The sequence below is a fragment of the Paenibacillus sp. sgz302191 genome (assembly GCF_057749925.1).
On record NZ_JBYLHY010000023.1, the window covers coordinates 32,268 to 58,851 of the forward strand.

General features: G+C 52.9%; 27 protein-coding genes. 20 read left to right on the top strand and 7 right to left on the bottom strand.

Features of this window, described 5'->3' with window-relative positions:
• Positions 1-91 precede the first annotated feature (91 nt).
• Positions 92-409, top strand: a complete 318-nt coding sequence (locus AC3G2T_RS26620) for an SPW repeat protein (protein ID WP_474683566.1) — start codon at positions 92-94, stop codon at positions 407-409.
• On the opposite strand, the gene AC3G2T_RS26625 is transcribed toward AC3G2T_RS26620, so the two are convergent.
• The gene (locus tag AC3G2T_RS26625; protein WP_488437482.1) at positions 403-1,281 is read right to left on the bottom strand and encodes a helix-turn-helix domain-containing protein; all 879 of its coding nucleotides are present in this window, start codon (positions 1,279-1,281) and stop codon (positions 403-405) included. The two genes, AC3G2T_RS26620 and AC3G2T_RS26625, sit on opposite strands and share 7 nt — an antisense overlap.
• Positions 1,282-1,421: 140 nt before the next feature.
• Here AC3G2T_RS26625 and AC3G2T_RS26630 point away from each other — a divergent pair, with 140 nt between their 5' ends.
• The 6 genes from AC3G2T_RS26630 to AC3G2T_RS26655 all read left to right on the top strand — a co-directional run bounded on the left by AC3G2T_RS26630 (position 1,422) and on the right by AC3G2T_RS26655 (position 8,052).
• Positions 1,422-2,381, top strand: coding sequence for an aldo/keto reductase (locus AC3G2T_RS26630; protein WP_488437483.1), 960 nt, complete (start codon positions 1,422-1,424; stop codon positions 2,379-2,381).
• Complete coding sequence (locus tag AC3G2T_RS26635; protein ID WP_488437484.1) at positions 2,381-3,394, top strand: zinc-binding alcohol dehydrogenase family protein; 1,014 nt, start codon at positions 2,381-2,383, stop codon at positions 3,392-3,394. The genes AC3G2T_RS26630 and AC3G2T_RS26635 overlap by 1 nt, the downstream gene beginning before the upstream one ends.
• Before the next feature lie 138 nt (positions 3,395-3,532).
• A complete protein-coding gene (locus AC3G2T_RS26640) occupies positions 3,533-4,477 on the top strand; it encodes an MsnO8 family LLM class oxidoreductase (RefSeq protein WP_488437485.1) in 945 nt (314 codons plus the stop codon).
• 25 nt (positions 4,478-4,502) lie between these two features.
• On the top strand, positions 4,503-5,084 hold the full coding sequence (locus AC3G2T_RS26645) for a TetR/AcrR family transcriptional regulator (RefSeq protein ID WP_474683571.1): 582 nt from the start codon (positions 4,503-4,505) through the stop codon (positions 5,082-5,084).
• A gap of 56 nt (positions 5,085-5,140) precedes the next feature.
• A complete protein-coding gene (locus AC3G2T_RS26650; protein ID WP_488437486.1) occupies positions 5,141-6,991 on the top strand; it encodes an alpha/beta fold hydrolase in 1,851 nt (616 codons plus the stop codon).
• Between the two features lie 188 nt (positions 6,992-7,179).
• Positions 7,180-8,052, top strand: a complete 873-nt coding sequence (locus AC3G2T_RS26655) for an aminoglycoside 6-adenylyltransferase (RefSeq protein WP_488437487.1) — start codon at positions 7,180-7,182, stop codon at positions 8,050-8,052.
• 104 nt (positions 8,053-8,156) lie between these two features.
• On the opposite strand, the gene AC3G2T_RS26660 is transcribed toward AC3G2T_RS26655, so the two are convergent.
• The 3 genes from AC3G2T_RS26660 to AC3G2T_RS26670 all read right to left on the bottom strand — a co-directional run bounded on the left by AC3G2T_RS26660 (position 8,157) and on the right by AC3G2T_RS26670 (position 9,869).
• Positions 8,157-8,486: a hypothetical protein gene (locus AC3G2T_RS26660; protein WP_488437488.1), complete on the bottom strand. Its 330-nt coding sequence runs from the start codon at positions 8,484-8,486 to the stop codon at positions 8,157-8,159.
• 292 nt (positions 8,487-8,778) lie between these two features.
• The gene (locus AC3G2T_RS26665; protein WP_488437489.1) at positions 8,779-8,922 is read right to left on the bottom strand and encodes a hypothetical protein; all 144 of its coding nucleotides are present in this window, start codon (positions 8,920-8,922) and stop codon (positions 8,779-8,781) included.
• Positions 8,919-9,869 carry a beta-ketoacyl-ACP synthase III gene (locus AC3G2T_RS26670; RefSeq protein ID WP_488437490.1) on the bottom strand — a complete coding sequence of 317 codons (951 nt, stop codon included), beginning with the start codon at positions 9,867-9,869 and terminating at the stop codon, positions 8,919-8,921. Before AC3G2T_RS26670 ends, AC3G2T_RS26665 begins: the two co-directional genes overlap by 4 nt.
• Positions 9,870-10,154: 285 nt before the next feature.
• Between AC3G2T_RS26670 and AC3G2T_RS26675 the strand changes: the two genes are divergently transcribed.
• The 4 genes from AC3G2T_RS26675 (at position 10,155) to AC3G2T_RS26690 (ending at position 13,567) form a co-directional block, all read left to right on the top strand.
• Positions 10,155-10,799, top strand: coding sequence for an Lrp/AsnC family transcriptional regulator (locus tag AC3G2T_RS26675; protein WP_474683577.1), 645 nt, complete (start codon positions 10,155-10,157; stop codon positions 10,797-10,799).
• A gap of 211 nt (positions 10,800-11,010) precedes the next feature.
• Positions 11,011-11,325: a phasin family protein gene (locus tag AC3G2T_RS26680; protein ID WP_474683578.1), complete on the top strand. Its 315-nt coding sequence runs from the start codon at positions 11,011-11,013 to the stop codon at positions 11,323-11,325.
• A gap of 13 nt (positions 11,326-11,338) precedes the next feature.
• Positions 11,339-13,012, top strand: a complete 1,674-nt coding sequence (locus AC3G2T_RS26685) for an ABC1 kinase family protein (RefSeq protein WP_488437491.1) — start codon at positions 11,339-11,341, stop codon at positions 13,010-13,012.
• Between the two features lie 36 nt (positions 13,013-13,048).
• On the top strand, positions 13,049-13,567 hold the full coding sequence (locus AC3G2T_RS26690) for a GNAT family N-acetyltransferase (protein WP_488437492.1): 519 nt from the start codon (positions 13,049-13,051) through the stop codon (positions 13,565-13,567).
• Between the two features lie 79 nt (positions 13,568-13,646).
• On the opposite strand, the gene AC3G2T_RS26695 is transcribed toward AC3G2T_RS26690, so the two are convergent.
• On the bottom strand, positions 13,647-14,528 hold the full coding sequence (locus AC3G2T_RS26695) for a LysR family transcriptional regulator (RefSeq protein ID WP_488437493.1): 882 nt from the start codon (positions 14,526-14,528) through the stop codon (positions 13,647-13,649).
• A 119-nt stretch (positions 14,529-14,647) separates the two neighbouring features.
• Between AC3G2T_RS26695 and AC3G2T_RS26700 the strand changes: the two genes are divergently transcribed.
• The 5 genes from AC3G2T_RS26700 (at position 14,648) to AC3G2T_RS26720 (ending at position 18,873) form a co-directional block, all read left to right on the top strand.
• On the top strand, positions 14,648-15,676 hold the full coding sequence (locus tag AC3G2T_RS26700; RefSeq protein WP_488437494.1) for an NADH:flavin oxidoreductase/NADH oxidase: 1,029 nt from the start codon (positions 14,648-14,650) through the stop codon (positions 15,674-15,676).
• Positions 15,677-15,702: 26 nt separating this feature from the next.
• Positions 15,703-16,290 (top strand): DinB family protein, encoded by a 588-nt coding sequence (locus AC3G2T_RS26705; protein ID WP_488437495.1) that lies wholly within the window; start codon positions 15,703-15,705, stop codon positions 16,288-16,290.
• A 29-nt stretch (positions 16,291-16,319) separates the two neighbouring features.
• Positions 16,320-17,207 carry a YwqG family protein gene (locus AC3G2T_RS26710; RefSeq protein WP_488437496.1) on the top strand — a complete coding sequence of 296 codons (888 nt, stop codon included), beginning with the start codon at positions 16,320-16,322 and terminating at the stop codon, positions 17,205-17,207.
• 262 nt (positions 17,208-17,469) lie between these two features.
• Positions 17,470-17,892: a VOC family protein gene (locus AC3G2T_RS26715; RefSeq protein ID WP_488437543.1), complete on the top strand. Its 423-nt coding sequence runs from the start codon at positions 17,470-17,472 to the stop codon at positions 17,890-17,892.
• A gap of 147 nt (positions 17,893-18,039) precedes the next feature.
• Positions 18,040-18,873 carry a DUF6597 domain-containing transcriptional factor gene (locus AC3G2T_RS26720; protein WP_474683585.1) on the top strand — a complete coding sequence of 278 codons (834 nt, stop codon included), beginning with the start codon at positions 18,040-18,042 and terminating at the stop codon, positions 18,871-18,873.
• On the opposite strand, the gene AC3G2T_RS26725 is transcribed toward AC3G2T_RS26720, so the two are convergent.
• Together AC3G2T_RS26725 and AC3G2T_RS26730 are read right to left on the bottom strand one after the other, a co-directional pair.
• The gene (locus tag AC3G2T_RS26725; protein ID WP_488437497.1) at positions 18,870-19,412 is read right to left on the bottom strand and encodes a DUF1697 domain-containing protein; all 543 of its coding nucleotides are present in this window, start codon (positions 19,410-19,412) and stop codon (positions 18,870-18,872) included. The genes AC3G2T_RS26720 and AC3G2T_RS26725 overlap by 4 nt on opposite strands.
• 24 nt (positions 19,413-19,436) lie before the next feature.
• Positions 19,437-19,685 carry a DinB family protein gene (locus AC3G2T_RS26730; protein WP_488437498.1) on the bottom strand — a complete coding sequence of 83 codons (249 nt, stop codon included), beginning with the start codon at positions 19,683-19,685 and terminating at the stop codon, positions 19,437-19,439.
• Between the two features lie 741 nt (positions 19,686-20,426).
• On the opposite strand from AC3G2T_RS26730, the gene AC3G2T_RS26735 reads away from it, so the two are divergent.
• The 4 genes from AC3G2T_RS26735 (at position 20,427) to AC3G2T_RS26750 (ending at position 26,579) form a co-directional block, all read left to right on the top strand.
• Positions 20,427-21,638 carry a cytochrome P450 family protein gene (locus AC3G2T_RS26735; RefSeq protein WP_488437499.1) on the top strand — a complete coding sequence of 404 codons (1,212 nt, stop codon included), beginning with the start codon at positions 20,427-20,429 and terminating at the stop codon, positions 21,636-21,638.
• Positions 21,639-22,335: 697 nt separating this feature from the next.
• Positions 22,336-23,451, top strand: coding sequence for a hypothetical protein (locus AC3G2T_RS26740; protein WP_488437500.1), 1,116 nt, complete (start codon positions 22,336-22,338; stop codon positions 23,449-23,451).
• A 40-nt stretch (positions 23,452-23,491) separates the two neighbouring features.
• Positions 23,492-25,057: a glycan biosynthesis hexose transferase WsfD gene (gene wsfD / locus AC3G2T_RS26745; protein WP_488437501.1), complete on the top strand. Its 1,566-nt coding sequence runs from the start codon at positions 23,492-23,494 to the stop codon at positions 25,055-25,057.
• Positions 25,041-26,579 carry a hypothetical protein gene (locus AC3G2T_RS26750; protein WP_488437502.1) on the top strand — a complete coding sequence of 513 codons (1,539 nt, stop codon included), beginning with the start codon at positions 25,041-25,043 and terminating at the stop codon, positions 26,577-26,579. The genes wsfD and AC3G2T_RS26750 overlap by 17 nt, the downstream gene beginning before the upstream one ends.
• Positions 26,580-26,584 lie beyond the last annotated feature (5 nt).

The following is a 26,584-nucleotide window of genomic DNA, read 5'->3' on the forward strand; positions in this document are numbered from 1 at the left end:
TGATTCACAAAAAGGCGACAGCTTGCGGCACATATCTGAAAGCGTTTGCATATAATGGGATCAAGGTTCATCATGGAGGTGAAGACGGGCCATGATCAAAAATGTGCTGTCTGCATGCATTGGCGTCTGTTTTATTGCCGCTCCCTGGATATTCGGCTTCTCCGGGCTGCAAAATGCCACGGTCGTTTGCGTAGCGCTCGGTGCTATTCAGTTTCTTTGCTCCTTGCTGGCGATCGGCAAATCGGGAAAAAAAGCATGGCAAAACTGGGCGGCTTTGATTACCGGTTTTTGCTTCATCGTTTTCCCTAACGTGTACCATTTGGAAATTTTGGGATTTTTTCTTTTCATCGTAGCCGGCTTCTTAACGCTGCTGCTCAATTATTCGAGTCTGTACGACGATTATCAATGAGAGCGGCCTGATTCCAGCGATTTTCTGTAGGCGGCCGGAGTCAATCCCATAATCCGCTTAAACATGCGGTGAAAGTGCGGCAGCGTTTCAAATCCGCAAAGCTCGGCGATGCGGCCGATCGTATGGTCGGAGACGGCCAGATGTTCCTTGGCGCGGATCATCCGTTTGGTCGTCACATAAGCGGTCAAATTCATTCCGGTAAACTGTTTGAACGAGCGGCTGAAATGAGCCGGCGTGACGGCTGCCCTGCGCGAGAGCTCGGCAAGCCCGATGCTTTCGTGCAAATGCTCGTCGATATACGGCAGTATTTCCCGGATCCATAACGGGCCGAACGGCGAATCCGCTATGCGGTGGCGGCCTCCGGGCTCGACTGTGCGGTTCAAATAGAGCAGCATTTGCTGCAAATGGAGCACAACCGCCTGACGGTAACCCGGATGTTTGGCCGCCATCTCGAGCTGGATTTGTTCGAGGCCGGCTTCGATGGCGGACTGCTGCGAATATTCGAGCGCAAATTTGTACTGTTTGCGCTTTTTGGCTTGCTCGAAACAGCTCAGGTAAGAGAACGAATCGCCGAGCGCCGCATGCCGGACGAGCAGGGGGCTGAAGAAGACGGCGGAAGAGGTGACCGGATCGTCCTTGTCGGGAAGCGCCCGGTGGATCGTATTGCCCGGGATCGCGAACAGATCGCCCTGCTGCATATCATAGAAAGTTTGATCGATGAAGAAAGTGCCTTGTCCCCGGTACACGTACACAAGCTCATACCAGTCGTGAAGGTGGTCCGGCAGCTCGCTTTGTATGTTTTTCGTATCTTTGTATACAAATGCGAACGGGAATGCGGGTTCTGCTGCGAATTGCTTGCGGATAGGGGTCATCTATTGCTCCTCCGGGCCGGATATTTTTTGAATATTATATCAAAAAAGAGTATATATTTGCTATTTAAAATCATTTTTTATTTCGATATTGCTGATAAAATGAAAGGAAATGAAGAAATCCGCAATGGGGAGTGATGGATGTGAAATACAGATCGTTAGGACGAACGGGACTGGACGTCTCCGTTTTGAGCTTTGGCGCATCTTCGCTTGGAAGCGTTTTCCGGGATGCGCATGAAGCGGAAGGAATCCGCACCGTACATACGGCGGTCGATGCGGGAATCAACTACATCGACGTGGCCCCTTACTATGGCTTGACGAAAGCCGAAACCGTGCTGGGCAAAGCGATCCGGGAGCTGCCGCGCGGCAAGTTGGTGCTGTCCACGAAGGTGGGACGGTACGGCGAGGACAGCTTCGATTTTTCCAAAGAGCGGATTGCCGGCAGTCTGGAAGAAAGCTTCCGGCGCCTGCATACGGACTATGTCGATCTGCTTTTCCTGCATGACGTCGAGTTTGCGTCCGCCGATCAGATCGTAGAAGAAGCGATCCCGGCTTTGCAGCGGTTGAAGCGGGAGGGCAAAATACGTTTTTACGGCATTTCCGGCCTGCCGATCCGGTTGTTTGAAAGGCTGCTGCCCCGTGTTGAAGCGGACGTGATTTTATCCTACTGCCATTATTCGCTGAACGATACGGCGCTGCTCGGCCTGCTTCCCTTGCTGGAGGAGCGGGGCATCGGATTGGTGAACGCTTCCCCGCTGTCTATGGGGCTGCTGAGCACGCGGGGAACGCCGGAGTGGCATCCGGCAGGCGGGCCGATTAAGGCGGCTTGCAGGCAAGCGGCGGAATACTGTGCCGGTCGGGGTACCGATATTGCCAAGCTGGCGGTGCAATTCTCCACCGCTAACGAACGCATCCCGACGACGCTGGTCAGCACGGCCAGTCCGCTGAATATCGCGAACAATATAGCGTGGACGGAGGAGCCGATCGACCGGGAGCTGCTGGCGGAGGTGCTGCGCATTTTGCAGCCCGTTCATAATCTCAGCTGGCCGAGCGGTCGGCCTGAGTACAACGATGCCGGGCAATCGGCGGGGGAGGCGCTGTGATGAAAGGAATCGTATGCGAGCGAGCGGACTCGCTGAAATTCGTTGACCTGCCCGTCCCCGTTCCGGCTCCGGGAGAAGCTCTTGTGCGCATCCGGCGGATCGGCATATGCGGCACGGATCTTCACGCCTATAAAGGGAATCAGCCGTTCTTTACGTATCCGCGCGTGCTTGGCCATGAGCTGTCCGGCACGGTTGAAGCCGTCGCAGGCGACGGATGCGGGCTCGAGAGCGGCGATCAGGTCAGCGTCATCCCCTATATGCACTGCGGAAGCTGCATCGCCTGCCGGAGGGGCAAAACGAACTGCTGCACCGATATGTCGGTGCTGGGCGTTCATGCCGACGGAGGGATGCGGGAATATATCTCCGTCCCTGTCAGCCATCTGATCAAGACGGATGGCTTGACGCTGGAGCAGGCGGCGGTCGTGGAGCCGCTGAGCATTGGCGCTCACGCGGTCCGGAGAGCGGAGCTGCGCCGCGGGGAAACGGCGCTTGTCATCGGCTCCGGCCCGATCGGGCTGGGCGTCATGGCGTTTGCCAAGCGTCAGGGCGCGCGGGTTATCGCCATGGATGTGAACGACGAGCGGCTGGCGTTTTGCCGGCAGTGGGCCAAGGCCGACCACACGGTTCATGCGCTGCGCGAGCCCAGGGAGCAGCTGGCGCTTCTGACGGACGGGGATTTCCCGACGGCGGTTTTCGATGCGACGGGAAACAAGCAGTCGATGACCGATTCATTCGGCTACGCCGCCCACGGCGGCAAGCTGCTCTTCGTCGGACTGGTCAAGGCCGATATCGCTTTTCACGACCCGGAATTTCACAAGCGCGAGTTGACGCTGATGGGGAGCCGGAACGCCACGAAGGAGGATTTTGAGCAGGTGATCGGCGCGTTAAAGAGCGGCGGCATCGATGCGGGCAGCTACGTGACGCACCGCGTGCCTTTTGCCGATGCAATTCACTCCTTCGATTCCTGGCTGAAGCCCGAATCCAAAGTGATCAAAGCGATGATTGAATTATAGCCCGGATATTTAGGCGGATCCGCCTGTTTCGCGTACAGCTTCGGCTGCTGCGGAACGGGTTTTTTTTCTGTTGGGGGAATTCGGGGTTGTACACGCTGTGTTTTTGGTGCATTATGGCAAAAGGAGGAGATTTTTGCTATGAAACTAAGCGTGTTGGATCTAGTTCCCGTCTTCGCACCCGCCGAACCGGCTTTTGCGCTCGAACAGTCGGTGCTGCTTGCGCAAACCGCAGAAAAGCTCGGCTATTCGCGTTACTGGGTCGCCGAGCATCACGATATGCAGGGTCTGGCCTGCACGTCGCCTGAAGTGCTGCTTGCTCATATCGGCGCGCGGACGAGCCGGATCAGGCTCGGTTCCGGCGCGCTTCTGCTGCCGCATTACAGGCCGCTTAAAGTAGCCGAAACATTCCATACGCTGTCCGTCCTGTATCCGGACCGAATCGATCTCGGAATCGGCCGGGCGCCCGGCGCTTCGGCCCAAGCGGCAATTGCGCTAAGCGGCAATTTCCTGGAAAACGTCCGCAACCTGCCGGACACGCTGCAAGGGCTGATGAGCCTGCTGTCCGGCGATTATGAATGCGAGGGCCAGCTAGTTACGGCAAGGCCCGTTCCTGCTGTTCCGCCGCAGGTGTGGATGCTCGGAACGAACCTGAAGAGCGCCGCTTATGCGGCCCAATTCGGAACAGGCTACGTGTTCGGACAATTCATGAGCGAGCAGGACGCGTCTGAAGCGATTGGCGCGTACCGGCAGCAGTTCCGGCCTTCGGCGCTTTTGCGGAAGCCGCGGGTCATCATCGCCGTCGGCGTCGTATGCGCGGATAGGGTGGAGGAGGCGCAGCGGCTGGGCACTGCCGGAAGCGTGCTGTTCGGCATGCAGCCGGGAGCGGAGCGGACGTCTTCGGCTGCCGGGAAGCTGCTTGCGGGAACCGGGGATTCGGTGATCGCTCAGTTGACGGAGCTCAAGGAGCAGCATGAGGTGGAGGAGTTTTTGGCCGTTACGATGATACCGGACTATGCGAAGCGGCTCCGTTCCTTTGAACTGCTTGCTGCTGCCGCGGGAATTTCAGGCGATTTTGACAAATAGATTTCAGTACTATATAGTACTAATCATGATGAAAAAACATAAAAAAACGAATCGCGATGTCGTTCTCGAAGTCGCCGCCTCCTTGTTTCTCACCAAAGGCTACCTTGCCACAAGTATGGATGAAATCGTAGCCGTGAGCAAGGTGTCCAAAACGAACATCTACTACTATTTCAAAAGCAAGGAGGAGCTGTTGTCGGCGATTCTTGATCAACTCGTTCACATGTACTCGGGGATGATCGCCGAAGCCGCTTCGCGCACGGACAAGTCCGTCCGGGAACGCTTTGAAGCGCTGCTGCACATGCTGACCCGCCAGGAGCTGGAATGTTTGGGCGGATGTCCGTTTCTTACCCTTTACACACAAATGCCGCAGGATGTACCGGTTTTTAAGGAGAAGCTGAGCCGTTTTTTCCGCGACCAGGTCGCAACGGTAGAAGCTCTGCTGATCGAAGGCATGAACAAACGGGAGTTCAAGGCGGGGCTGCCTGTTGGACCGACCGCCCAATTCATCGTCTCGGCGATCGAAGGCGGACTTTTCCTGCGGCATGCAAGCCAAAATCCAACCCTGCTGGAGGATTCACTTTTATCTTTAGCATTTTTGCTAAAGTAATTTTTTTAATAAAAATTAGTACTGTTTAGTGCTAAAAAAGAAAGCGAGCGAATGAAATGGCACACATTTTCGTAACTGGCGGTACAGGTTTTATAGGCATGCATACGCTGCTGCAGCTTTCCCGGGAGAAGCATACGATCACGGTTCTTGTCCGGTCGCGCAAGAAATGGGAGCAGGTTAACAGACAGATGAGCTTGGAAGCAGGGTGGAATTCCGCATACATGACGCCGGTCATCGGGGATTTGGCTGCGCCCGGTCTCGGATTGACCGAGGCGGACAGGGAGCTGGCTTTGGCGGCGGATGTCATCATCCATGCGGGCGGCCCGATGGATATTTTGCTCGGCGAGGAGGAGGCCCGGGCGGCTTTTCTGCAAGCTGCGGACGAGATGCTGGCATTGGCTGCGCACATTCATAAGCGCAAGGGTCTGCGGCATTTAATCCATGTGGTTGGATTTAAAAGCCCAGTCACCGATGAGAACGCGAGCTCGCCGGAACCCGTCATCGCCCGTTTGGAGAAATATCCGCCTTATGAGCGGATGAAGTTTTTGGCCGATTTGCACATTCGCCGGGGCGCACGCAAAGAAGGATTTCCGCTCTCCGTCATCCATCCGAGCGTCGTCATCGGCAGCTCCGAGCACGGAAATACGCCGCAGACCGGCGGGCTAGGCATTCTTGTCGGTTCCACGGCGCGCAAGCTGATGGGGCTCGTTCCCGGCGGCAAGTCGCATTGGCTTCCGCTCGTTCACGTGGACCACGCAGCCGAGTTCATCAGCGCTCTTGCCGGTGAGTCCGAACCTGCCAATGGCACGTATTACTTGATGGACGAAAAGCGGCAAAATCCTTCGATGGTGAAGCTGGCATCGGAAATGGCCAAGGAGCTTCGGGTCGGCAAGCCGCTCGGCTCGATAACGCCGGCCTTGCTGTCCAAAGTGCTTGGCACCCCGTTGGGGCGCAAGTTGGGTATCCCGAAGGAATCGCTCGATTTTATCGTGGATGTCGGCTACCCGTTGGAAGCCGCGCGCGGTGTTCAGCGCAAACACGGGCTGGCCCATGCCGTGAATGCAACCGTCCTGCCGTTCACATTCACGGATCTGGAATTCAGGCTCCATCATTCCGCTCCTGACCCGGCCGGATATTTTCACAGCAAACGCGGACCTTTGGCGGCGCTGGAGCGGAAGGGAAGCGGTCCGGAAACGAATCCGCCGATCGTGTTCGTGCACGGAACTTTAAGCGGAGCGGATTGTCTGATCCCGCTTGCCGATCAGTTCCCCGAATCGTCCGTATGCCTGGTCGATCTCCCCGGCTTCGGCCGCTCCCCGTACCATCACAGGCAGGGTGTGCTGAAGGGACATGTCGAATCGCTGGTACAGGCGATCCGTTCTTTCGACACCCCGGTTACGCTGGTCGGTCATTCGCTGGGCGGATTGCTCGCCGCTAAAGCGTTGGAACGCGTACCCGAGCTCATCGCCGGGCTGCATCTGCTGCAGCCTGTGCTGCACAGCGCGCCGCGCCTGTACCGCAGCGCGCGCATGACGGAGCTCGCGCTGCGCCGGCTTGACGCGGCGGGCTTGCGGAAGCAGCTGCTGGCGCAAAGCTGCTTCGAGCGCATCGAGGACATTCCGCCGGCGTATGCCGATTATGTCCTCGGGGAACTGCGGTCGCCGCGCGTCCGGAAGACGACCGCCGAAGCCCTTGCCGCCCTCACGCGCGCGGAGAGCTTCGAGGTTTCGCCCGCAGCGTTGCTCAAAGGGCAAATATCGATCCTATGGGGTACAAAGGACCGGGTATATCAATTGCCGGAACGTTACCGCTCCTTGCGCACCGTGCAAATTCCGGAGGCTCATCATTTTCCGCTGTCGCACCCGGAGCAAACGGCCAGGCATCTCAGGCAGTTGATTTTGCCATAATTACGAGCTGCACGACCGGCGAAGAAATGGTAACTTATTGGTAGTGGAAAAATGAAGGGATGGATCAAACGATGAAGAAAATGTTGAATTGTTTATAACAAGCTGATTGAATCAATCGCGCTCGTGGCCCCCCTGCCGCATTCTGTGAAGTTCATCTATACCAAAAAGAATGCGGAGGTCAAACGATTATGCGAAATGAAAAAGAAGTGCTGGCGCAAATTTTACAATTTACCGGTCGGGATGCGAATATTCGATGTGTTGTGCTTAACGGCTCGCGTACGAATCCGAATGCCCCGAAAGATTTTATGCAGGATTATGACGTTGACTATTATATGGCCGACTTGCAGCGTCATCCGTACAATGCCGACAGGAGCTGGATCTCCGAATTTGGCGAACGCGTTGTCGTTCAATATGAGTATTTTGAGGACGGCTCTTCCATTTACATGATGCAGTTCAAAGACAGCGTCAGAATCGATCTCAGTTTTAAAGACATCAAAAATATTCGGGAAGTCTTTGAAGACTCGTTAAGTAAAGTTTTGCTCGATAAAGACGACTTGAATTTGAACCTGCCTGAGCCGAGCGACCGCTCCTATTTCGTCAAGCGGCCTTCGCAAGATTTGTGGGATCTACACCTCGTTGAATTGTGGTGGCTCCAGGTGTATATCGCGAAAGAACTGTGGCGGGACGAAATTCCGCGAGTGAAAAACCTCTACGACTATTATTTCATGGAATCGCTGCGCTTTCTTCTGGAGTGGCATGTGGGCATAAACCATGATTGGCAGGTGAACGTCGGCAGTTCCGGAAAATGGTTCAAGCGGTTTCTGGGGCCTGACATTTACAAGGCGTATATTTCGCTCTATGTGGACGCCGACCCGGAAGAGCAGTGGAACAAGCTTTTTGAAGCGGGCGAGTTGATTCGCAATGTCGGCATGCCGCTCGCAGAACGATTGGGATACCGCTATCCGATACTGGAAGACCGCAATGTAACGGCCTATATTGAACAAATCAGACAATTGCCGCCGGACGCCGAGTCTTTGGATGAAGGCCAAGGGGCCACTTAGCGGGCAAGCATAGCATGAATCAGGCACACCGATGCGCTTTTGGCATGGGTGTGCCTTTTTTAATATTCGGGCCGCCTGAGGGGCCTCGTTTTTGGCGCAGTCATTCATGATGCGGCCAGGCCAGGCGGCGGTACCGAAAACTTGCGATTGTTCAGGCTGCCCAGTTGCCCAGTACCCGCACGCCAGAGCCAGCTGCACAATCTGCCTGGTTGCATGAGGAAAACCTGCAAAAGTACAGTTTTTTGCCCGGTAGATGCGCTGGCCACGAAAATTCCTGCAAATGTGCAGGCTTTTCGCCGTGAACAGGGGCTCAGGTTCATTTTCACCGAAAATTCCTGCACTATCGCAGGCTTTTCGCCCAAATGGGCCTTTTTTGCGGAAAAAGCCTGCACTTTTGCATGTTTATTCCTTGTCGAGCCCCCTTGCGTTCCCAACTACAGCGAGCCCCCCCATTTTTTGCGGGAGAGATGTGGGTAGATGCCCACCTACTTCAGCACCGCAATTCGCGCAGGGGAGACATGGGGTGGGGAAGAAGGGCTGCCCCCCAACTACAGCGAGCCCCCCTTATTGCGGGAGAGGTGTGGGTAGGTGCCCACCCACTTCAACACCGCAATTCGTACAGGGGAGGCGTGGGTTGGGTAAGAAGGGCCGTGCCCCCCACTTCAGCGACGACGCTTCATTCATTATAGGCGCCAGCCTGCTGGTGGATGGGGGGGACACGGCGGTTTAGCCGGGAGACAGCGAAGCGCAGGCGCCTGTTACGAGCAGCCGCAAATTTGTCAACGCCTGCTCCTCTTCGCCGCCGGGCTTGCCACCGCCGTACGTGCTCGGCCCGATCATGGCCGGGCTTGCCGCTGCCGGGACGTTCAAGCCAACTGAATGACCTGGACTCCCCATGTCAATCCAGCGCCAAAACCGATCAGCACGACGATGTCCCCGGAATGAAGACGTTGCTGCGCCATCGCTTCGGCAAGGGCTATCGGAATGGATGCCGCCGAAGTATTTCCGTATTTTTCGATATTCACAAAAAATTTGTCCATAGGGATATTCGCTTTTTCGGCGGCGCTTTCGATCATTCGGATGTTGGCCTGGTGCGGAATGATGAGAGCGATGTCGTCAATCTTAAGGTTCAATTCCGCCATCACTTTTCGAAGCAAAACATCAATGATCCGCACCCCGAACTTGAAAACTTCGCGCCCGTTCATCGCAATGGGGCCTGCGACCGGCGATTTCAGCAGTTCCGCTCCTCCTTCCTCCGAACCGAGCAGAGAAAAGCCGGGAAACGTGCAGTCCCGGGATTGCAGCACGGCTGCGCCGGCTCCGTCCCCGAACAGGACCGCGGTATTGCGGTCGTTCCAATCCACCAGCTTCGACAGCTTGTCCGCGCCGATCACCAGGGCGTTGCTGCAGGCGCCGGAACGGATCATATGGCTTGCGACGGATAGGGCATACACAAAGCCTGAGCAAGCCGCCGAAATGTCGAATGCGGGCGCGCGGCTTTCAAGCTTTTGCTTGACCAGCGAGGCTGTTGGCGGAAAAGCATGCTCAGGAGTCGAAGTGGCGACAATGATAAGGTCGATTTGCTCCCGCAGCAGCCCGGCCCGGTTTAAAGCTTCCGCTGCCGCCCTAACGGCAAGGTCGGACGTGTCCATCGATTCCGCTGCAATATGCCTTTGGCGAATGCCCGTCCGTTGGACGATCCATTCATCGGATGTTTCAAGCGTCGCGGATAAATCAAAATTGGTTACCAAGCCGGGCGGTACATACGATCCCGCACCTGCAATGGCGACCCCGTACCGATCGGGATGTGAATGCACGAGTGATCCCCTCCAAACAATTTACATACACAAAAGACACAAAAACACCACCCGAAAAACCAAAAAAAGAGGAGCAGATCAAAATATAACACAGGTCGTTTGAAAAGGAAATATTAAAAAACGCAAATGCCGCCGCCGTGAAGAGGCGCTTGTGCACGTGCCTTGACTTTACCTGTTTTCGATGCTACGATTTAACCACAAAAAACCCAAAAACACTTTTCCACATCATCAAGCATTGGAGGTGCGGGAACTATCGAGTCGCTTACTAAACGCCGTCAGCAATTTTTGCAAAAATTAATCGATTTGTATCAGAAAACGAACTTGCCCATTCATTACGAAACTTTGGCTAAAGCGCTGGGCGTGAGCAAATGGACGGCATATGATATGCTTAAAGGCATAGAAACTCTGGGTTTCATTTCACGCAGCTACGAGGTGAACGCCAAAGAAACCGGGCGCTCGCAGGTTGTGTTCGTGCCTACTTCCAAAGCTATGGATCTGTTCAAGCAGCTGCGCAGCGAAACGCTCGATCCGGCGGACTGGCATCAAACGGTCGGCAGCATTTCCAGGCTGCTCAAGGATTTGAAGCACAGCAGTCTCAACGAGGCGCTTCGCAAAATGATGGATGAGATTTCGAAAATCAATACCCGCATCAATTTTTGCGCATACATGATCGGCTTGCTGCTTATATACTTAAAGAAGCTCGGAGGCAAAACCGAGTCGTTGATCCATCACATTGTTCATAGGGCTCCGAGCAAGGAAACAGGGATGACGATGTTCGTCGGAACTGTCCTCGGTACGGTGATACAAACGATGAACGATGATTTGGGCATTGAAATTACGGAACTCGTATCCCAGCTTTTGAAGTCAATCGCGGATCTTTCCGGGGAAGAGAAGGAACTGCTCTCCAATTTCCTGAGTGAGGCTTTTTAAACCAAGCCGTCCTCGACTGCTTTGTTTTTGGGTCTTTTGCAGGCCGGAACCCCGGAACGCTCGGGGGAGGTGGATGAAAAAGAAACATTTATTGCACCATAATAAAGATCAGCATGCTTGGTACGGCGTTTCGCATCCTGCCATGGATTACGTTTTGGGAATCAACAGAGAGCATGAGCTTTTAAATTTGATAAACAAGGAGCCGTGATTTATGATGAAAGAAACTATCGGAAAAGCGATCTCGCTGGGATTAGGGCTGGCGATTGCCGGCAAAGAGCAGGTGGAGAAGACGATCGACGAGCTGGTGAAAAAAGGCGAAGTGAACCGGTCCGAATCGCGCGCTTTGGTGGATGAGCTCGTGAAGAAGGGCGAGGAAACCCGGCAGCACATAGAGTCGATGGTGCGGGAACGTGTACATGCTATTCTGGGTGAACACCGTCCGGCAACCCAGGAGGACATCGCGCGGATCGAACGGCGTTTGGATGCTTTGGAAGCTTTGCAACGGAAGGATCATACAGATAACTGACAGGAGGCCGCAGATGAACCCAGGAAAACGGATTCGACAGCTGCAGCGTTACCAGGCGATTGCCTCTGCTTTTGCACGCAACGGGCTCGGATACGTCTCTTATGAAATGGGGCTGACCGAGAAGCTTAAGATGTTTCGGAGCGCAGAACGGAAGGGAATTCAGGCCAAAAGCGTCGGTGAGCGCATTCGTCTGCTGCTGGAGGAGTTGGGTCCGACTTTTGTCAAGCTGGGTCAAATCGCGAGCACGCGCCCCGACCTGATTCCGTCCCAAATCCTGAAAGAGCTGGAACAGCTTCAGGATAACGTGCCTGCGTTCTCTTACGAGGAAGCGTCGCGAATTATCGAACAGGAGCTCGGAGCGCCTATTTCAAGTTTGTTTGCGCATTTTTCCGTGACGCCGCTTGCGTCGGCATCCATTGGGCAAGTTTACCGCGCTGTCCTGCCGGACGGCACGGAAGTCGCGGTCAAAGTACAGCGGCCAGACATTCATGCGCTTATCGAAACCGATCTGGACATTTTGGCGGATTGGGCAAGGTTGGCCGAAAACCGTCTGGAATGGGCGCGGAATTACCGGCTGCGCGACATTATCGACGAGATTGGAAAGGCGCTGCGCGCTGAATTGGACTACGGGACGGAAGCGCGCAACATGGAAAAATTCGCGATCCAAAGCAAAGCCCTGAACTACATTCATGTGCCGGCAGTCTTTTGGGAATACAGCACCAAGCGGGTGCTGACCATGGCATACATAGAAGGCATCAAACTGTCCGACCATGAACAGCTTGACCGGGCGGGACTGGACCGCAGGATGCTTGCGGAGCGGTTTGCTTCGACCATTTTCCATCAGGTGATGGTCGACGGCTTTTTCCATGGCGATCCCCACCCCGGCAACGTGCTGGCGCTTCCGGACGGCAGTCTCGCCCTGCTCGACTTCGGCATGGTAGGGCGGCTGGCCGCCGAGACGAAAAAGCATTTCGCCTCGTTTGTCATCGCCCTGCGCAATCAAAGCACGAAAGGCGTCATACGCGCCATTTCGAATATGGGCGTTGTCCCCGAGGATGCGGACAAGAGCTTGCTGCATGCGGACGTCGATGAAATGCGCGAAAAATATTACAAAGTTCCGTTAAACCAGGTCAGTCTGGGAGAAGCCGTCAACGATCTGTTTACCGTGGCGTTCCGCCATCAGATACGCATTCCGGCGGAGCTGACCTTGCTCGGCAAAGCGCTTTTGACGATGGAAGGGGTAGTGTCGGCGCTGGACCCGACTTTGAGCGTCTTTGATGTGGCCGAGCCGTTTGGGAAAAAGCTGTTTCTGGAACGGTTGGACCCCATACAGATGTTCAAAACATGGATAGAGGATGCGCCCGAGTACATGGATTTGCTGCGTGAAGTTCCGTCAGGCATGAAGCAGTTGTCTTCGTGGATGCGGAAAGGACAGGCGCGGGTCGAAATCGGGGTGCCTCAACTGGACGACCTGATGAAAAAAATGGACCGCATCAGCAACCGGCTCTCGTTCAGTATCGTGCTGCTGGCTCTTAGCATCGTGATGGTCGGACTCATTATCGGCGCCGCCCTGAGCCACTCGCAAACGATGCTCTGGCGCATTCCTATCATTGAGATCGGCTTTGTGATCGCGCTGCTCATGTTTGTGTGGCTTATTTACGCCATTTTTCGCTCCGGCCGCTTCTAGCCCTAGCCGCGATAACCGAATAAGGAGAACCATACAATGAACGACAAGCAATTTGATGAAATTTTCGCCATTATGAAGGCTTCGTTTCCGAATAGCGAAATGAGAACTTATGCCGGACAGCGGGCGCTGCTGTCTAGCCCCTACTACCGCCTTATCACGGAAACGGATGACAACGACAAAGTGATAGCCTTTTTGGCCGCGTGGGAATTCCCTTCGTTTCGCTTCGTGGAACACATTGCAGTCGATCCAGCCACGCGGGGAGGCGGCATAGGCGGAAAGCTAGTGGCTGCATATGCCGGAGAGTCGCGCAAACCTGTTCTGCTCGAGGTGGAACCCCCAGACAACGAATTGGCGCAGCGGAGAGTAGGCTTTTATGAACGGTTGGGGTTTATTTTCAATCATTTCGAATACATACAGCCGCCGCTTCAGGAAGGCGAGGGCGAAATTCCGCTCAACATCATGAGCTATCCTCAATCACTCTCGAAATCGGATTTCGATCTTTTTAGAAAGATTTTATTTACCGAAGTCTACAAGGTCGCACTCTCGAACCGATAGGAAAAAGTCGGTGCGTCGCCGGCCATAGCAAGATTGAAAAACCCTTGTATATCAAGGGTTTTTATCTTGATGCGGGTCTTTATCGGTGAGGTTCAGGCGTAAACATGTCTTGAGCCACTGTAAGGAATGCTCGAACTGCCGGGGAAACGGAAGCCGATGGACAAGCTAATGCCACGTTACGCCAATTGAGTTGTTTAAGGTTCCCGATTTTAATGTTTGGCTGGTCTTTCAGAAACAATTCAGGCCCGATAGTAATGCCAAGTCCTTCTTGCACCATGCTTGCGATCGTGGCACAGTCTTGAACCTCAAAACGAACCCGGGGTTTTATTTGGGCTTGGGAAAAGATTTCATCTACATGAGATCGATAAACTCCTTTAGGCATAATAAACGATTCTTCTTTTAAATCCTGTACGTCGATTGCTTGCACTTTTTGGAAGCGATGCCCTTCAGGAAAGGCAACTACCATTTTATCTTGGATTAGCGGCAATACATGCAGATCCGTATTCACATTTTGTTGGACGACAATTCCGATATCGATCACTCCGATCTCAAACCACTCCATAATTTCATCATAAGTTCCTTCAAAAAAGATAAACTCAATGTTTGGATATTTTTTATGAAACTTGGAAATGATTTTGGGCAATATGCAAGAGGTCGCGCTAGCGAAACTTCCGATTCGTATAGTGCCGGCTTCAAGTTTTGATGCAAATGCGATTTCTTGTTTGAGTTTTTCCATCTGATTTAAGATTTCCCGGATATGAATCAGAGTTTTGTGGCCAACATCCGTAAGGATGAGACCTTTTTTGCGATCGCGAATCAAGAGAGTAATGCCCCATTCCGTCTCCAAACCGGCAATAGCATGACTTACTGCAGATTGTGTCATGTTAAGCATCTCGGCTGCTTTGGTAAAGCTGCCTAATTCGATTACTTTGGAGAATATTTCAAATCTCGCAATGCTCATGAGTATCTCCTCATATATTTGATTAATAACATTAATTTGATTCATGTTAGCATGGGGAATATAATTTATGCAAGCAGTACATCTGATGCTGAACTATCCTGTCTTTGGAGGCAAATAATATGGCTCGAAAACTGTTTTCATCCATGGATCTAAAAGGTTTACACCTAAAAAATCGTATTGTCATGGCGCCAATGTGCCAGTATTCGGTTACTTCAAAAGATGGAATGCCAAGCGATTGGCACTATGTTCACTATCTCAGCCGCGCGATAGGCGGAGCGGGCCTCATTATCATGGAAATGACGGATATTGATCCCGACGGCCGAATAACCGATTTTGATCTTGGTTTGTGGTCCGACAAGCATATTCCGGCCTTCACCAAAATTATCGACGGCGTACATGCTCATAACGGAAAGATCGGGATTCAGATCGCTCATGCCGGAAGGAAAACGGAAGACGCGGTGACTCCCATTGCTCCGTCCGCGATAAAATTCCCCGGATCGTCGTATAAAATGCCGCACGCCCTATCAACTGAAGAGGTACAAGACGTCATCCGAAAATTTGCCGATGCAGTCCGCCGCGCTATAAAAGCCGGTGTAGATACGATCGAGCTGCACGGGGCTCACGGCTACTTGATCCATCAATTCCAATCTCCTCTAACCAATAAACGCGAGGATATTTACGGCCAAGAACTTGCCCGTTTTGGAGTAGAAGTCATACAAGCGGTGAAAAAAGAGATGCCCCCGGATATGCCGCTCATCTTCCGCATCTCGGCAATTGAGTACGCCGATGGCGGATATGACATTGATCATGCCATTGAATTGTGCAAAGCCTACCGAACTGCAGGTGTCGATGTGTTTCATGTGAGTACAGGCGGAGAAGGTCCCGCCGGACAAAAAAAGCCGGGCAATTACCCGGGCTATCAAGTATCTTTTGCACGTCAAATCCGCGAGGCTTTGAACGTACCCGTCATCGCAGTCGGTTTGCTGGAAGATCCTGAGCTGGCGGAAGCGGTTATAGACAGGGAAGAAGCGGATCTTGTCGCGATTGGCCGGGGCATGCTGCGTGATCCGTATTGGGCTGCGCATGCGGCTATTACGCTTCTCAATGATCCGGATCATATTCCGAAACCATACAGAGATGCGTATTAAAGCAGGAAAGGAGAAACAAACTTAAAATGTTAAAACGGCCGGAAAAAGACGAATATGATCCATATTTTTCAATTTATATCAATCTTATATCCGAAGGCGATATCCTCCAATTTCTTCAACGGCAGCGAAATCGGATAAACGACTTATTTGGCAGGCTTAACGAAGAAAAAGGCGAGCTGCGATATGCGCCCGGGAAGTGGAAATTGAAGGAAGTGCTCGCTCATATCAGCGATTCGGAACGAGTTATGAGTTACTGGTTGCTCAGCATCGCACGTGGAGATGCGACAAAACTTTCGGGCTACGATCAGGATATGTTTGTAAACGCAGGTTCCTTCAGCGACTATACGTTTAAGGAGTTGATTGCAGATTTCCAAGCGGTCAGACAAGCAACAATCTCCCTTATGACCACGATTTCAGAGGCGAATTGGTTAAGGACTGGCTATGTTGTCAATAAAGAAGTGACTGCACGAACCATGCTTTATGTAATTGCAGGACATGCGGAGCATCATTTGAATGCGATTAAGAATGCAGTTACGGTATCGGAAAAGGCTGTTTTGGAGGACAGCGTAGGTACAAGGCATTATGGAAGCGGCTGGCAGGATCATTTAAAATAGACCTATCTGCATCGATGGGAGGATTTTAGGTGAGCTTGAATGAACGTAATCGTAATAAACTGGAGAGCTTGATCCTGGAACATCAGTTTTCACATGCCTTACAGTATTTGATGGAGAATACGCTGCAAGGAATTAGATGTACAAAAGCCGGAACGGCCAACTATGATTCTCCTTGCGGCTCCAGAATCGGCGGAGATCCCGACCTTCCTTCTGAAATAGAATGGCCCTTGACGACTGACGGCATACCTATGACTTTTTTGCTTCAACTGAATTTGAAAGATTTGGCCAGGCATGACGCATCTTCGCTGCTTCCGGTTGGCGGTATGCTTTATTTTTTCGTGGGGATCGATGAGCCGGCTTATAATATTCAGCATCGCGTATTGTTTTTGCGTGAGGATCAGCTTGCTTCTGCCCAGCGCCGCTTATCTCCCGAAGTGACTGCTTTGGAAGAGCAGTTTTGCGGTTATCAGCTTGAAGCCAGGGCATCGCTTGAGCCACCGAATTATGCCTACGTCGATTATGACCGGATCGAGAACGAAACGTTCGGTTATGAAGATTACGAGGATTTGAGTTTTTCGATCAGTGACAGTCAGCGTGGCGAGGTTGCCCGATTGTTCGGTTACCCTACGAGCCAGCACGATGATTGCGAATATGAGGCGGCTTTAATGATATTGACAGGCGCAAACTACAGCTATGATAAAAATAAGGCGCTTCAACAAATAACCAATCATTTTGCGGGGGATGAGGAAAAAGCCAAGCAGGAAATTGGGGATACGCTAATGCTCCTTGAGATTGAATCGGATGACGATGTCGGATTTTTGTGGTGGGACGCCGGTGTGCTGCAATTTTTTATTCGCAAGGAAGATTTGCTGGCAGGGCGCTTTGACCGTACGTATTGCTCGCTCTATTCAAGCTGAATGCAGTGGAGATCAAAAGCCTTGATCGGTTTGTCGGCCCAAAAAACTGCGAAAGTGCAGGCTTTTTCGATGGAAAAGGTTTCAGCTTTCGAACCGTTCGGCACGGGATGTGCTGCCTTTCCGCTGAGGCCCGCGAGCTGCTGAATTTTGTCGCCGAATATGGTGTCGAATTGTATAATTGATTCTTTGCGTTGACATGTTATAGTATAGAACTGGTAGTCCAAAAACAGCTATCAATTCAAATTAAAAGGAGCTGAGCATGGTGGCGGTAGAGGCTTATTTGAATTTTAATGGAAATTGTCGCGAGGCTGTACAATTTTACGCAGAGGTTTTTGGAACGGAACAACCCAAAATGATGACTTTCGGGGAAATGCCGCCTAATCCGGAATTTCCGCTTCCGGAAGCGGCGAAAAACCTGATTATGCACACCAGGATTTCTATTTTTGGAAGCACAGTGATGTTTTCCGACGTTTTTCCAGGCATGCCTTTTGTGGTGGGCAACAATATAAGCCTGTCCATCGTGACCGAAGATGCCGACGCTCTGCAGTCCGCTTTCGATAAGCTTAAAGAGGGCGGCAAAGTGGGCATGGAGCTTCAAGAAACGTTTTGGAGCAAACGCTACGGCAATTTGACGGACAAGTTCGGCGTACAGTGGCAGTTCAATCTCGGATCGGGCGAGTGGTAATACTATCACAATCACAATATCAATGAGCACCGCTGCGATAACCTTGCTGCCCTGTCGGCGCAGGGTTATCGGCGTTTTTGTGCGAGTGGAAGCCGGGTTGTTCCGTTCCGCCGAATTGCCTGATGTCTTTGTTGGGAGTGAATACCCGTGGAAGCCAACCTTAAGAAACCGAGCGGATTGCTGCATACGAAATCCAGATCGGATAAATCGACGCTTGATTTATATTTGCCTACGCCGGAACTTGAGCTTTATGTCGAGCATTATTGGATCGTAAATTGGGATTTAAGAGGGCAGGAGCCTTACGTTTCGGAAAATTTGCCCCATCCATCCGTGCATTTGGTCATTGAGCGGGATCAGTCGCAGATCGTGGGGGTTATCAAAGAAAAATTTGCGAGACGGCTCGAAGATAAGGGCTTCGTGTTCGGGATCAAATTCAGGCCGGGAGCTTTCTATCCATTCGTAAACAGCCCTGTTTACAAATTCACGGGACGTACAATGTCTGCGCATGAAGTTTTCGGGGCCGATTTTTCACCGTTTGAGGATGCCATTCGGGCGATGAATGACCAAGCCGGGATGGTTGAGCTAGCGGAAGCGTTCCTTCGCAAACGGCTGCCTGTGCATGACGAGACGGTTGCGCAAATGAAGTCGATTATAGACAGTATTATATCCGATAGAAAAATTACGGCCGTCGAAGACGTTGCGGACCGGTTCCAAATTTCAACGCGAATGCTGCAGAGGCTGTTCAGAAAATACGTCGGCGTCAGCCTCAAATGGGTCATTCAACGCTACCGGCTCCTTGAGGTAGCCGACCAATTGGCGAACGGCCCCCCTCAGAGCTGGCCGGAGCTCGCCATCGAGCTGGGGTACTACGACCAGAGCCATTTTATAAAAGATTTTAAAGGGATCGTCGGGCTTTCTCCCGAGGAATATGTCAGGAAAAACAGCGCTAATAGCGACCGACAACCTGCTTCTGACCGCTAATTTTTCATCGCTTTTGCCAGCTGGTCCAGTTTGTTCATCGTATTCCAGTTGCGCGCTGTCGACGTATTGCCTAGCTTTTGCAATTGCTTCGCCAGTTTGGAGTCCAGTATGCTGCGCCGGAACAAGAAATAAATTTCGCGTCCGTGAATGCAGTATTCGTCGTCATCGCGCTCGCTGGCGGCCAAGGAATCGACCGCCTTTTGCGGCGGAGCATCGGTAAACGCGGAAACGTGGATGCTTTCTTTTTCCGCCAGAACGAGATCCGCATAAGGGCAGTCCGCGATGATTCGGTCCAGTTCTTCTGCGGTTCTTAAAACAACGGTGCTCGAAATCCCGAAAGCCCCTTGGATTCCTTCCTCAATCCGCCGGCGCAGCTGCTCGGGGCTGTCCGGCGATTCGAACAGGACGTTGCCGCTTTGAATGTACGTCTGTACCCGGTCAAGACCAATCGCTTCCAATGCGCTTTTCAGCTCGGTCATCTTAATCTTGTTATGTCCGCTCACGTTAATAGCCCGCAGCAGCGCGATATAAATTGTCATTCCGGCATCTTCCTCCATTGCTTTTTATAAATAAGGCTCTTGGCCGTTATCCATCCAATCTTCGCGCGTAGGGCCATAGATTCCGGTCGGCCGCAGCCCCGCTTGACGCATAAGCACGGTCATTTGCCCGCGATGATGCATTTCATGTTGGACCAGCAGATGCAACGATTTTGCGTTGGACCATACTTCGCCGTGCGCGTCGTGCGTGATCAGCAAATCCTCGTCGCTCCATAGGGTTTCTACCGCATGAAGCAGCGCTACCGGTGAGAACATCCATTAAGCGTCCGGTTGCTTCCGTCTCGGCCTTCCATTCGGCGGCAAATGCGCTAATCGTATGATACATTTGTTTTTCCTCCTTGAAAAGCTTTTTATGAGGCCATCGTCGATTATTAATGTACATAAGAACAGCCGGGTCTGTATTGTAAAAAAGCGACAAGCCATTTGTCGCGGCAATGGGGCCCAGTGACAAGTATAGCGGTAATATCTTTGGAATGAATCCGTGTTTGGCCATCGTATTTTTATACAAATCTAAAAATAATAATTCAAACTGGCTAAGAGCCAGCAGTTCATAGCCATCCTCTTGCCCATGTATAACGATATTATTTTTATGTGGATGTTGATTTTACCGGCATCGTTGTTAGGAGCATTTGTCTTTGGCTTCCCGCCTGTCATCATATTTATCATTCTTAAAAGCGATCAGATTATTAAATGTTTTGTAGCGTTTGTGAAAGTAATCGATATAGATGTGTAAAAGTGATGGAGCATTAGCGGCAAAGAAAATGGAAGCATTGCTTTGCCGCAGATTTTTTGCAGCATTTACATCGGCAGCGAAGGGCGGAGAGCAGTAAAAGATTGCCTTGACTTTTCACGAGCCAAGCGCTATCTTAAAAGTGAATTTAAATTCACTAATAAACACCTTTTGGCAATGGTGTATTTCCAAAAGGCAGGGAATTTATTTTTTTCTTTTAAAAATGAATTTAAATTCACTATTAAAAAGGAAGCGGTGCTTGCCCCATGCAATTGGAATCGATCGATGTATTCAGCCCTGATTTTAAAAAGAACCCTTACCCGACCTACGCTTACTTGCGCGAAAACGTTCCCGTATTCCGCATTGCGCTGCCGGACGGCCAGGGGTTGTGGCTCGTTACCCGGTACGCTGATGCGTTGTCCGTGCTGAAGGACGGCCGATTCGTCAAAGACGTGCGGAACGCGATGACGCCGGAAGAACGTGAGCAAATACCGCCCAAACCGGAAGTGCTGGAGGCGTTCTCGCAAAACATGCTGGATCTGGATGCGCCGGATCATACGCGGCTCAAGCAGCTCGTTCACAAAGCTTTTACTCCCCGGATGATCGAGCAGCTGCGCGACCGTGTGCAGCGTCTTGCCGACGAGCTGCTGGACGCTGTGGAAGGCGAGGGGACGATGGACTTGATTGCCTCTTACGCCTACCAGCTGCCGATCACGGTGATCGTAGAGCTGCTCGGCATTCCGTATGAGGACCGCAACATGTTCCGGGCGTGGTCGGATGATCTGGTGGCCGGTTCCGAAATCGTCGAACCGGATGAAAGGCAGCTGGCCGTATCGGCCGCATTGGCCGATTACTTGCGCAGCCTGTTCGCCCTCCGTCGCAGCGATCCGCGGGACGATCTCATTTCGGCGCTTGTCGCGGTAGAGGAAGCGGGGGAGAAGCTGAATGAAAGCGAGCTGCTGGCGATGATTGTCCTTCTGCTCATTGCCGGCCACGAAACGACCGTCAATCTTCTCGGCAACGGTATGCTTGCGCTGCTGCAGCATCCCGAACAGCTGCGAATGCTGGCGGAAAATCCGTCGTTACTGCCGAATGCGATCGAGGAGCTGCTGCGGTATACGAGCCCGGTGGAAATGACGACTCCCCGTTTTGCGGGCGAGGATGTGGAGCTGTGCGGCGCGGTTATTCCGCGCGGAGAGACGGTGCTCGTCGTGCTCGCATCCGCCAACCGCGATGCGGAGCAGTTCGCCGACCCCGAGCGGCTGGACATTACGCGCCGGGACATACGCCACTTGGCGTTCGGCCAAGGTATTCACTTTTGCCTGGGCGCGCCGCTGGCCAGGCTGGAAGGGCAGATCGGCATCGCCACGCTGCTCCGCCGGCTGCCCGGGCTGCGGCTGGCCGTTCCAGCCGAGGAGTTGGCGTGGCGCCCGCATCTCATATTAAGGGGGCTGGAGAAGCTGCCCGTCTTGTTTTAACCGCATGTTGAAGGCGCTCATGCCCGACCCGACAGCTGAACAATCCGCAGCCGAACGATACGTTGGGGGCCACGCCGCGTCAGAGGCGGTAGCCACAATCTGCCTGGCTGCGCGAAGAAAACCTGCAAAAATACATGAATTTGTATCCTAGATCGCTGGCCACGCTGAATTCCTGCAAAAGTACAGGCTTTTCAGCGGAGACATGGGCTCAGGTTCACTTTCAGCGAAAATACCTGCACTTTCGCAGGTTTTTCGCCAAAACGAACCGATTTCCAAGGAAAAACCTGCACTTTTGCAGGTTTTTCCCTTGCCAAGCTGCTCCCTGCCACTGCCCAGTTACGCAGTTCCTCGACCTGCGCCGGGAGAGGCGCGCGGGCCCCGCTGGTTCCCCCGCCCTAACAAATTGCCGTGACTTTCTTGGGCTGCTTGGGCCGCCGAACGATATGTTCGGCTTTTTTTATTTTTTTCGCTACGATTCGACAATTTGTAGAGAAATTTGTGAGAAGTATTTGGTATAGTTAGTATATCGGGACCGTAAAAATATACAATGAAAACAATTGTGTTGACAGCAACAGTCGGATATGGTTCGCTATACTATGAAAATGACCCATTTTTCGATAAAATCATACAAAATTATACAATATTCCATATAGTTCGTTAGGGGGTGAGCGTTGCGAAAAAGAGCGTTGTTTTTTACATGAGCATCATACTATCCGTTTGCGTGCTTACGGCCTGCCAGAGACCGGACCCGTCCGCGCAAGACTCTGACGCCGCCTCCGGCGCGGCTGTGCAGTCCAGGCATCATTACGGGGACGACCTGCAGATGCAAGATAAGCGGCAGGCTTTGCAGCAATTTATCGTCTCCGGGCTTTCCGGCCGGTTCGGCGTGTTTACGAATTACCGCGATACCGGCCAGAGCGGGGAAGCGGCGTCTGGGCACGAGGTGTTAAGCGAGTCGGCCGGTCTGCTGATGCGCTACTACGCGCTCACCGGGCAGCAGGATGCCTTTGATCGGGAATGGGAGCGCGCCAAGCAAACTTTTGACCTCAAGACCGGGTTCAGCTACCGTTACAGTCCCGCGCTGCAAAAGCGGTATACGGTCAACGCGGCGGTGGACGATTTGCGGATCATCCGGGCGCTGGACGAAGCCGGGGAGGCGTTCAATAGCGACCGGTATAAGAGCGAAGCCCAAACTTATGGCAGCCGTTTTTACGAGCATAATGTGAAAGACGGCAGCCTGTATGATTTTTACGACGAAGCTTACGGAACGACCAACGCGTTTGTTACGCTGTGTTATGTCGATTTCAGGGCGCTGCAAAAGCTCCCGCTTTCCCCGAAGCAGGGGCAAAAGCTTACGGCTAACATGCGGCAAATCGTGCAGGGCGGCTATTTGTCCGATTCGTTCCCGTTTTATGAAACGCGGTATCAATACGATAAGAAAGCGTACAGCTCCGAAAATATTAACACGGTGGAATCGCTGCTGACGATTTTGGCGCTGGCGGAAATTCGCGAACAGAAGCCGGCGAGCATCCGCTATTTGAAAGAAAAAGTGAAGCAGGGCGCATTGTTCGGGCAGTACACGCGTGACGGCAAGCCGCTGAACGATGTTCAGTCGACAGCCATTTACGCCATAGCGGCGATGATCGGCTCACGGATTGGGGATCAGGAGCTATACGGGGACAGCATCCGCAAAATGAACCAATTTCAAATTGCCGATGCAAGCAGTCCGCTGAACGGAGGGTTCGGCGATACCGCCGCGCAGCAGGCGTATTCTTTTGATAATTTGATGGCACTGCTCGCATATGCGTACTAATTGGCTAACGATGAATGAAGATGGAAGGAAGGCGCAGAGCATGGCAGGCGATAAAGCCAAACATTACGTTCAGCGGGCATTTGCCGCGTTCAGCCACTACATATCTCCGGCTTTTTTGGCGGCGGCCGGCGTTTTGCTGGTTACGGCGATTGCGCTGTACGTGCCGCCCTATATCGGAATGGCGGATAACGGGGATTATTTCCGTATTTTGTACAGCAACGGTCTGTACTTTAATGCGCCCGACTACAACAGCCAGTACTTGGGCTACTTTGTCAAAGAGTACGGCATATTTCAATACTACAACGAGAACGGCTCCACGTTGTTCTCCTCGCAATCGCTGTTTATCAAGCTCGCCATTTGGCTGAACGGGCTGTTTGTCCATGGACAGGTGTTTGATATTCGTGTTCAGTCGGTCATTTTCACCGCGCTGTATACGATCGGGATTTATTTGCTGGTGGAGAGTCTGACGTGGCGAATTCCCCGGAAATTCGGTTATCCGATTGCGCTGCTCGCTGTTTTTATGTTTGGCGATACGGCATACACGGCTTACTTCAATTCGTTTTTCAGCGAAAGCGTCGTTTTGGTGACGATGGTGTTTATGTTTGCATCGGCACTGCTGCTTTACCGGAAACGGTACAACGATTACGTCATGCTGGCCGTGTTCGCGGTCAGCGCCCTTCTGCTGACGACCAGCAAACAGCAAAATGCACCTGTTGGCGTCATCGTCGCCATTGTCGGCGTCTTTCTTGTGTTCATCGGCAAAACAAGAACGTTTCGCGCGCTGGCAGCTTCCTCGCTGGTCGTTTTGCTGCTGGCGGGAACGGCTGCTTACGTATGGATTCCGAAAGAGTTTGTCAACATCAACAAATACCATGCGATGGCCCGGGGGGTGCTCATGGAATCCGCCGATCCGGAAGCGGCGCTGGAGTCGCTCGGCATGGACAAGCAGTACGCACTGTTGAAGGGGACCATTTATTACGAGCCCTACTCGACGGTAGACGTCAATTCCGAATTGCTGGACAAAAATTTTTACAGCCGGTACGGCTTCGGCTCGATTCTGGTTTACTACATGAGCCATCCCGACCAAGCCGGCAAAATGCTGGAATTGGCCGCCAAAAATGCGTTTACGATTCGCCCGGCGGCTATGGGCAATTATGAAAAGTCGGTCGGTAAGCCTTTTGGAGCGCAAACCGCGTTTTTCTCGGGATACAGCACGATCAAAGAGGCGCTTTCCCCGAAAACGTTCGGCTTCATCGTCATCTGGACGATTCTCGTTGTCGGCTTGTATTCGCCGTCCTTTATTTCCGCCGTCCGAGCGAGGCGGTTCAGAGCGGCGCTGCGGCTGCCGCTCGTCGTCACGATGATACTTTTCGGCTTATCGGGCATCGCCGTTTCGATTGTCGGGGCCGGGGACGCCGATTTGGCGAAGCACGAATTTTTGTTTACGGCGGCTTTCGATTTCGTTACTTTTTTAACGGTCGCCGATGCGATCAGACGGCGCTTGTGGCAAAGCGAGCAAGAAGCGGAGCCTGAAGACGCTGTCGCCGAAGCTCGCAGAAACGTTGACAAAAGTGGAGGCGGGCATGCGTATGCGAACCCTTTTTAAGACACTGATCCTGGCCGTCTGCATGCTGCTCGCGCTTCCCTTTTCCTATGTCCATGCGTCCGGGCGGGAGCCTGTCCACGTCCTGCTCGTCTATGACAGCTTGGCCAAAGAATCGCCCAGAGAAGGCAATATCGAATCGCTCCAGCGGCTGCTGGCGCCCTTCGGCGCAAAAGTTGCGCTCACAACTTTCGACAGCTACAGCCAAGGGACTATGAGGCAGTTCGCCAAAGTGATCGAGGTCCGCAATGCGGCCGATTTGGCCGTTGCGAACGAGGCTTACGCGCACGACTTGGAGGCCTACGAAGGCGGCTTATTGCATATTGGAGCGGACGCCCCCTCGAAGCTGCAGCAAGAGCTGGGCCTTCAGACGAAGACGACGGGCCGGGATATGGTCCGGCTGGCCGCCGGCCAGTTCTCGCAATCGTCGATCGCCGTGCACAATATGCCTTATATCGTAAGGAGCTCAGGCGCCACGTACGGTGCAGTTACGTCGGAAAGCGGCGATTGGTCAGCGCCCTTTGCGGTCAGCGCCGGCCGTTTGGCCTATGCGCCTTATTTCGAGCAGGGCAACCTGAGCGAGCTGGCGCTGGCCTCCTTGCTCAGGGACTGGCTGGGGGTTAGCGGGGAGAGTCATACTTACCTCGTATTCAAGGCGATTTCTCCGTTCTCCAATCTCGATCTATTGGTGAAGCTAGCCGATAAGCTGTACGATGCCGGCATTCCTTTTGTCGTCAGCGCAAGTCCTGTATTTGCGAATACGGACTACCCGGCCATGCAGCGCTATCTGGAGACGCTGAAATATGTGCAGTCCAGAAACGGCAGTATTTTGGTGAACGCGCCTGTCGTGGCCCAGGCGATCAATCAGGACGATCCCGAGCTGAAAGCGAAGATGGCGGCTTTCGTGGACCGGCTGGCCGAGTACGGAGTTGCCCCGCTGGGTATGGGCGCGGAGTTGTATTGGTCGTATGACCGGCAGTATGCGGCGGCTGGAACCGGTTTTTTCGATTCCGCCGTGCTGTTTCCGAGCGTTCGGCCGCTTTACAAGGCGCAAACGAACGAATCTCAGCCGTTCGCGTCCTCAATGTACAGCGTGGGGCCCGGTTTTTTGCAGCAGTTTGACCGCAAAGGCAAAGCCGTGCAATCCTTGCCGATGGATACGGCGGTCACGATGGATTTCTTCGAGAATGAGGCGCAGCTCGATGAGGCCGTCCGGACGCTCTCCGGCAGTTGGATTACGTTTGCCGATTATAAGGACGGCGCTCATGCGGTACATACGGACGCTCATTCGATTGCTTCGCGCGGCAGCGTACTGCTGCTTGACGGAAAAAGCCTGGATCTGAACGGCACTTTGCAGGAAATCAGTCCGAAGTACGCTTACGCGGAAGCACAGAAACAAAGTTTAACGACGCTGTTTAATGTGCAAAATAATGTGTTTATGGTCATTATTTTGGCGACGCTTCTTATTTTCGGATTCTTTTTCACGATCGGGTCGCGGCTGTACAAACGTAAATTTTTCAAATAGGAGAC

Bases quoted from the DNA above. Each gene is read 5' to 3' on its own strand.
- AC3G2T_RS26620 (WP_474683566.1), top strand. From the start codon at position 92: ATGATCAAAAATGTGCTGTCTGCATGCATTGGCGTCTGTTTTATTGCC.
- AC3G2T_RS26625 (WP_488437482.1), bottom strand. From the start codon at position 1,281: ATGACCCCTATCCGCAAGCAATTCGCAGCAGAACCCGCATTCCCGTTC.
- AC3G2T_RS26635 (WP_488437484.1), top strand. From the start codon at position 2,381: ATGAAAGGAATCGTATGCGAGCGAGCGGACTCGCTGAAATTCGTTGAC.
- AC3G2T_RS26640 (WP_488437485.1), top strand. From the start codon at position 3,533: ATGAAACTAAGCGTGTTGGATCTAGTTCCCGTCTTCGCACCCGCCGAA.
- AC3G2T_RS26645 (WP_474683571.1), top strand. From the start codon at position 4,503: ATGATGAAAAAACATAAAAAAACGAATCGCGATGTCGTTCTCGAAGTC.
- AC3G2T_RS26650 (WP_488437486.1), top strand. From the start codon at position 5,141: ATGGCACACATTTTCGTAACTGGCGGTACAGGTTTTATAGGCATGCAT.
- AC3G2T_RS26655 (WP_488437487.1), top strand. From the start codon at position 7,180: ATGCGAAATGAAAAAGAAGTGCTGGCGCAAATTTTACAATTTACCGGT.
- AC3G2T_RS26680 (WP_474683578.1), top strand. From the start codon at position 11,011: ATGATGAAAGAAACTATCGGAAAAGCGATCTCGCTGGGATTAGGGCTG.
- AC3G2T_RS26685 (WP_488437491.1), top strand. From the start codon at position 11,339: ATGAACCCAGGAAAACGGATTCGACAGCTGCAGCGTTACCAGGCGATT.
- AC3G2T_RS26690 (WP_488437492.1), top strand. From the start codon at position 13,049: ATGAACGACAAGCAATTTGATGAAATTTTCGCCATTATGAAGGCTTCG.
- AC3G2T_RS26695 (WP_488437493.1), bottom strand. From the start codon at position 14,528: ATGAGCATTGCGAGATTTGAAATATTCTCCAAAGTAATCGAATTAGGC.
- AC3G2T_RS26700 (WP_488437494.1), top strand. From the start codon at position 14,648: ATGGCTCGAAAACTGTTTTCATCCATGGATCTAAAAGGTTTACACCTA.
- AC3G2T_RS26705 (WP_488437495.1), top strand. From the start codon at position 15,703: ATGTTAAAACGGCCGGAAAAAGACGAATATGATCCATATTTTTCAATT.
- AC3G2T_RS26725 (WP_488437497.1), bottom strand. From the start codon at position 19,412: ATGACAATTTATATCGCGCTGCTGCGGGCTATTAACGTGAGCGGACAT.
- AC3G2T_RS26730 (WP_488437498.1), bottom strand. From the start codon at position 19,685: ATGTTCTCACCGGTAGCGCTGCTTCATGCGGTAGAAACCCTATGGAGC.
- AC3G2T_RS26735 (WP_488437499.1), top strand. From the start codon at position 20,427: ATGCAATTGGAATCGATCGATGTATTCAGCCCTGATTTTAAAAAGAAC.
- AC3G2T_RS26740 (WP_488437500.1), top strand. From the start codon at position 22,336: ATGAGCATCATACTATCCGTTTGCGTGCTTACGGCCTGCCAGAGACCG.
- wsfD (WP_488437501.1), top strand. From the start codon at position 23,492: ATGGCAGGCGATAAAGCCAAACATTACGTTCAGCGGGCATTTGCCGCG.
- AC3G2T_RS26750 (WP_488437502.1), top strand. From the start codon at position 25,041: ATGCGAACCCTTTTTAAGACACTGATCCTGGCCGTCTGCATGCTGCTC.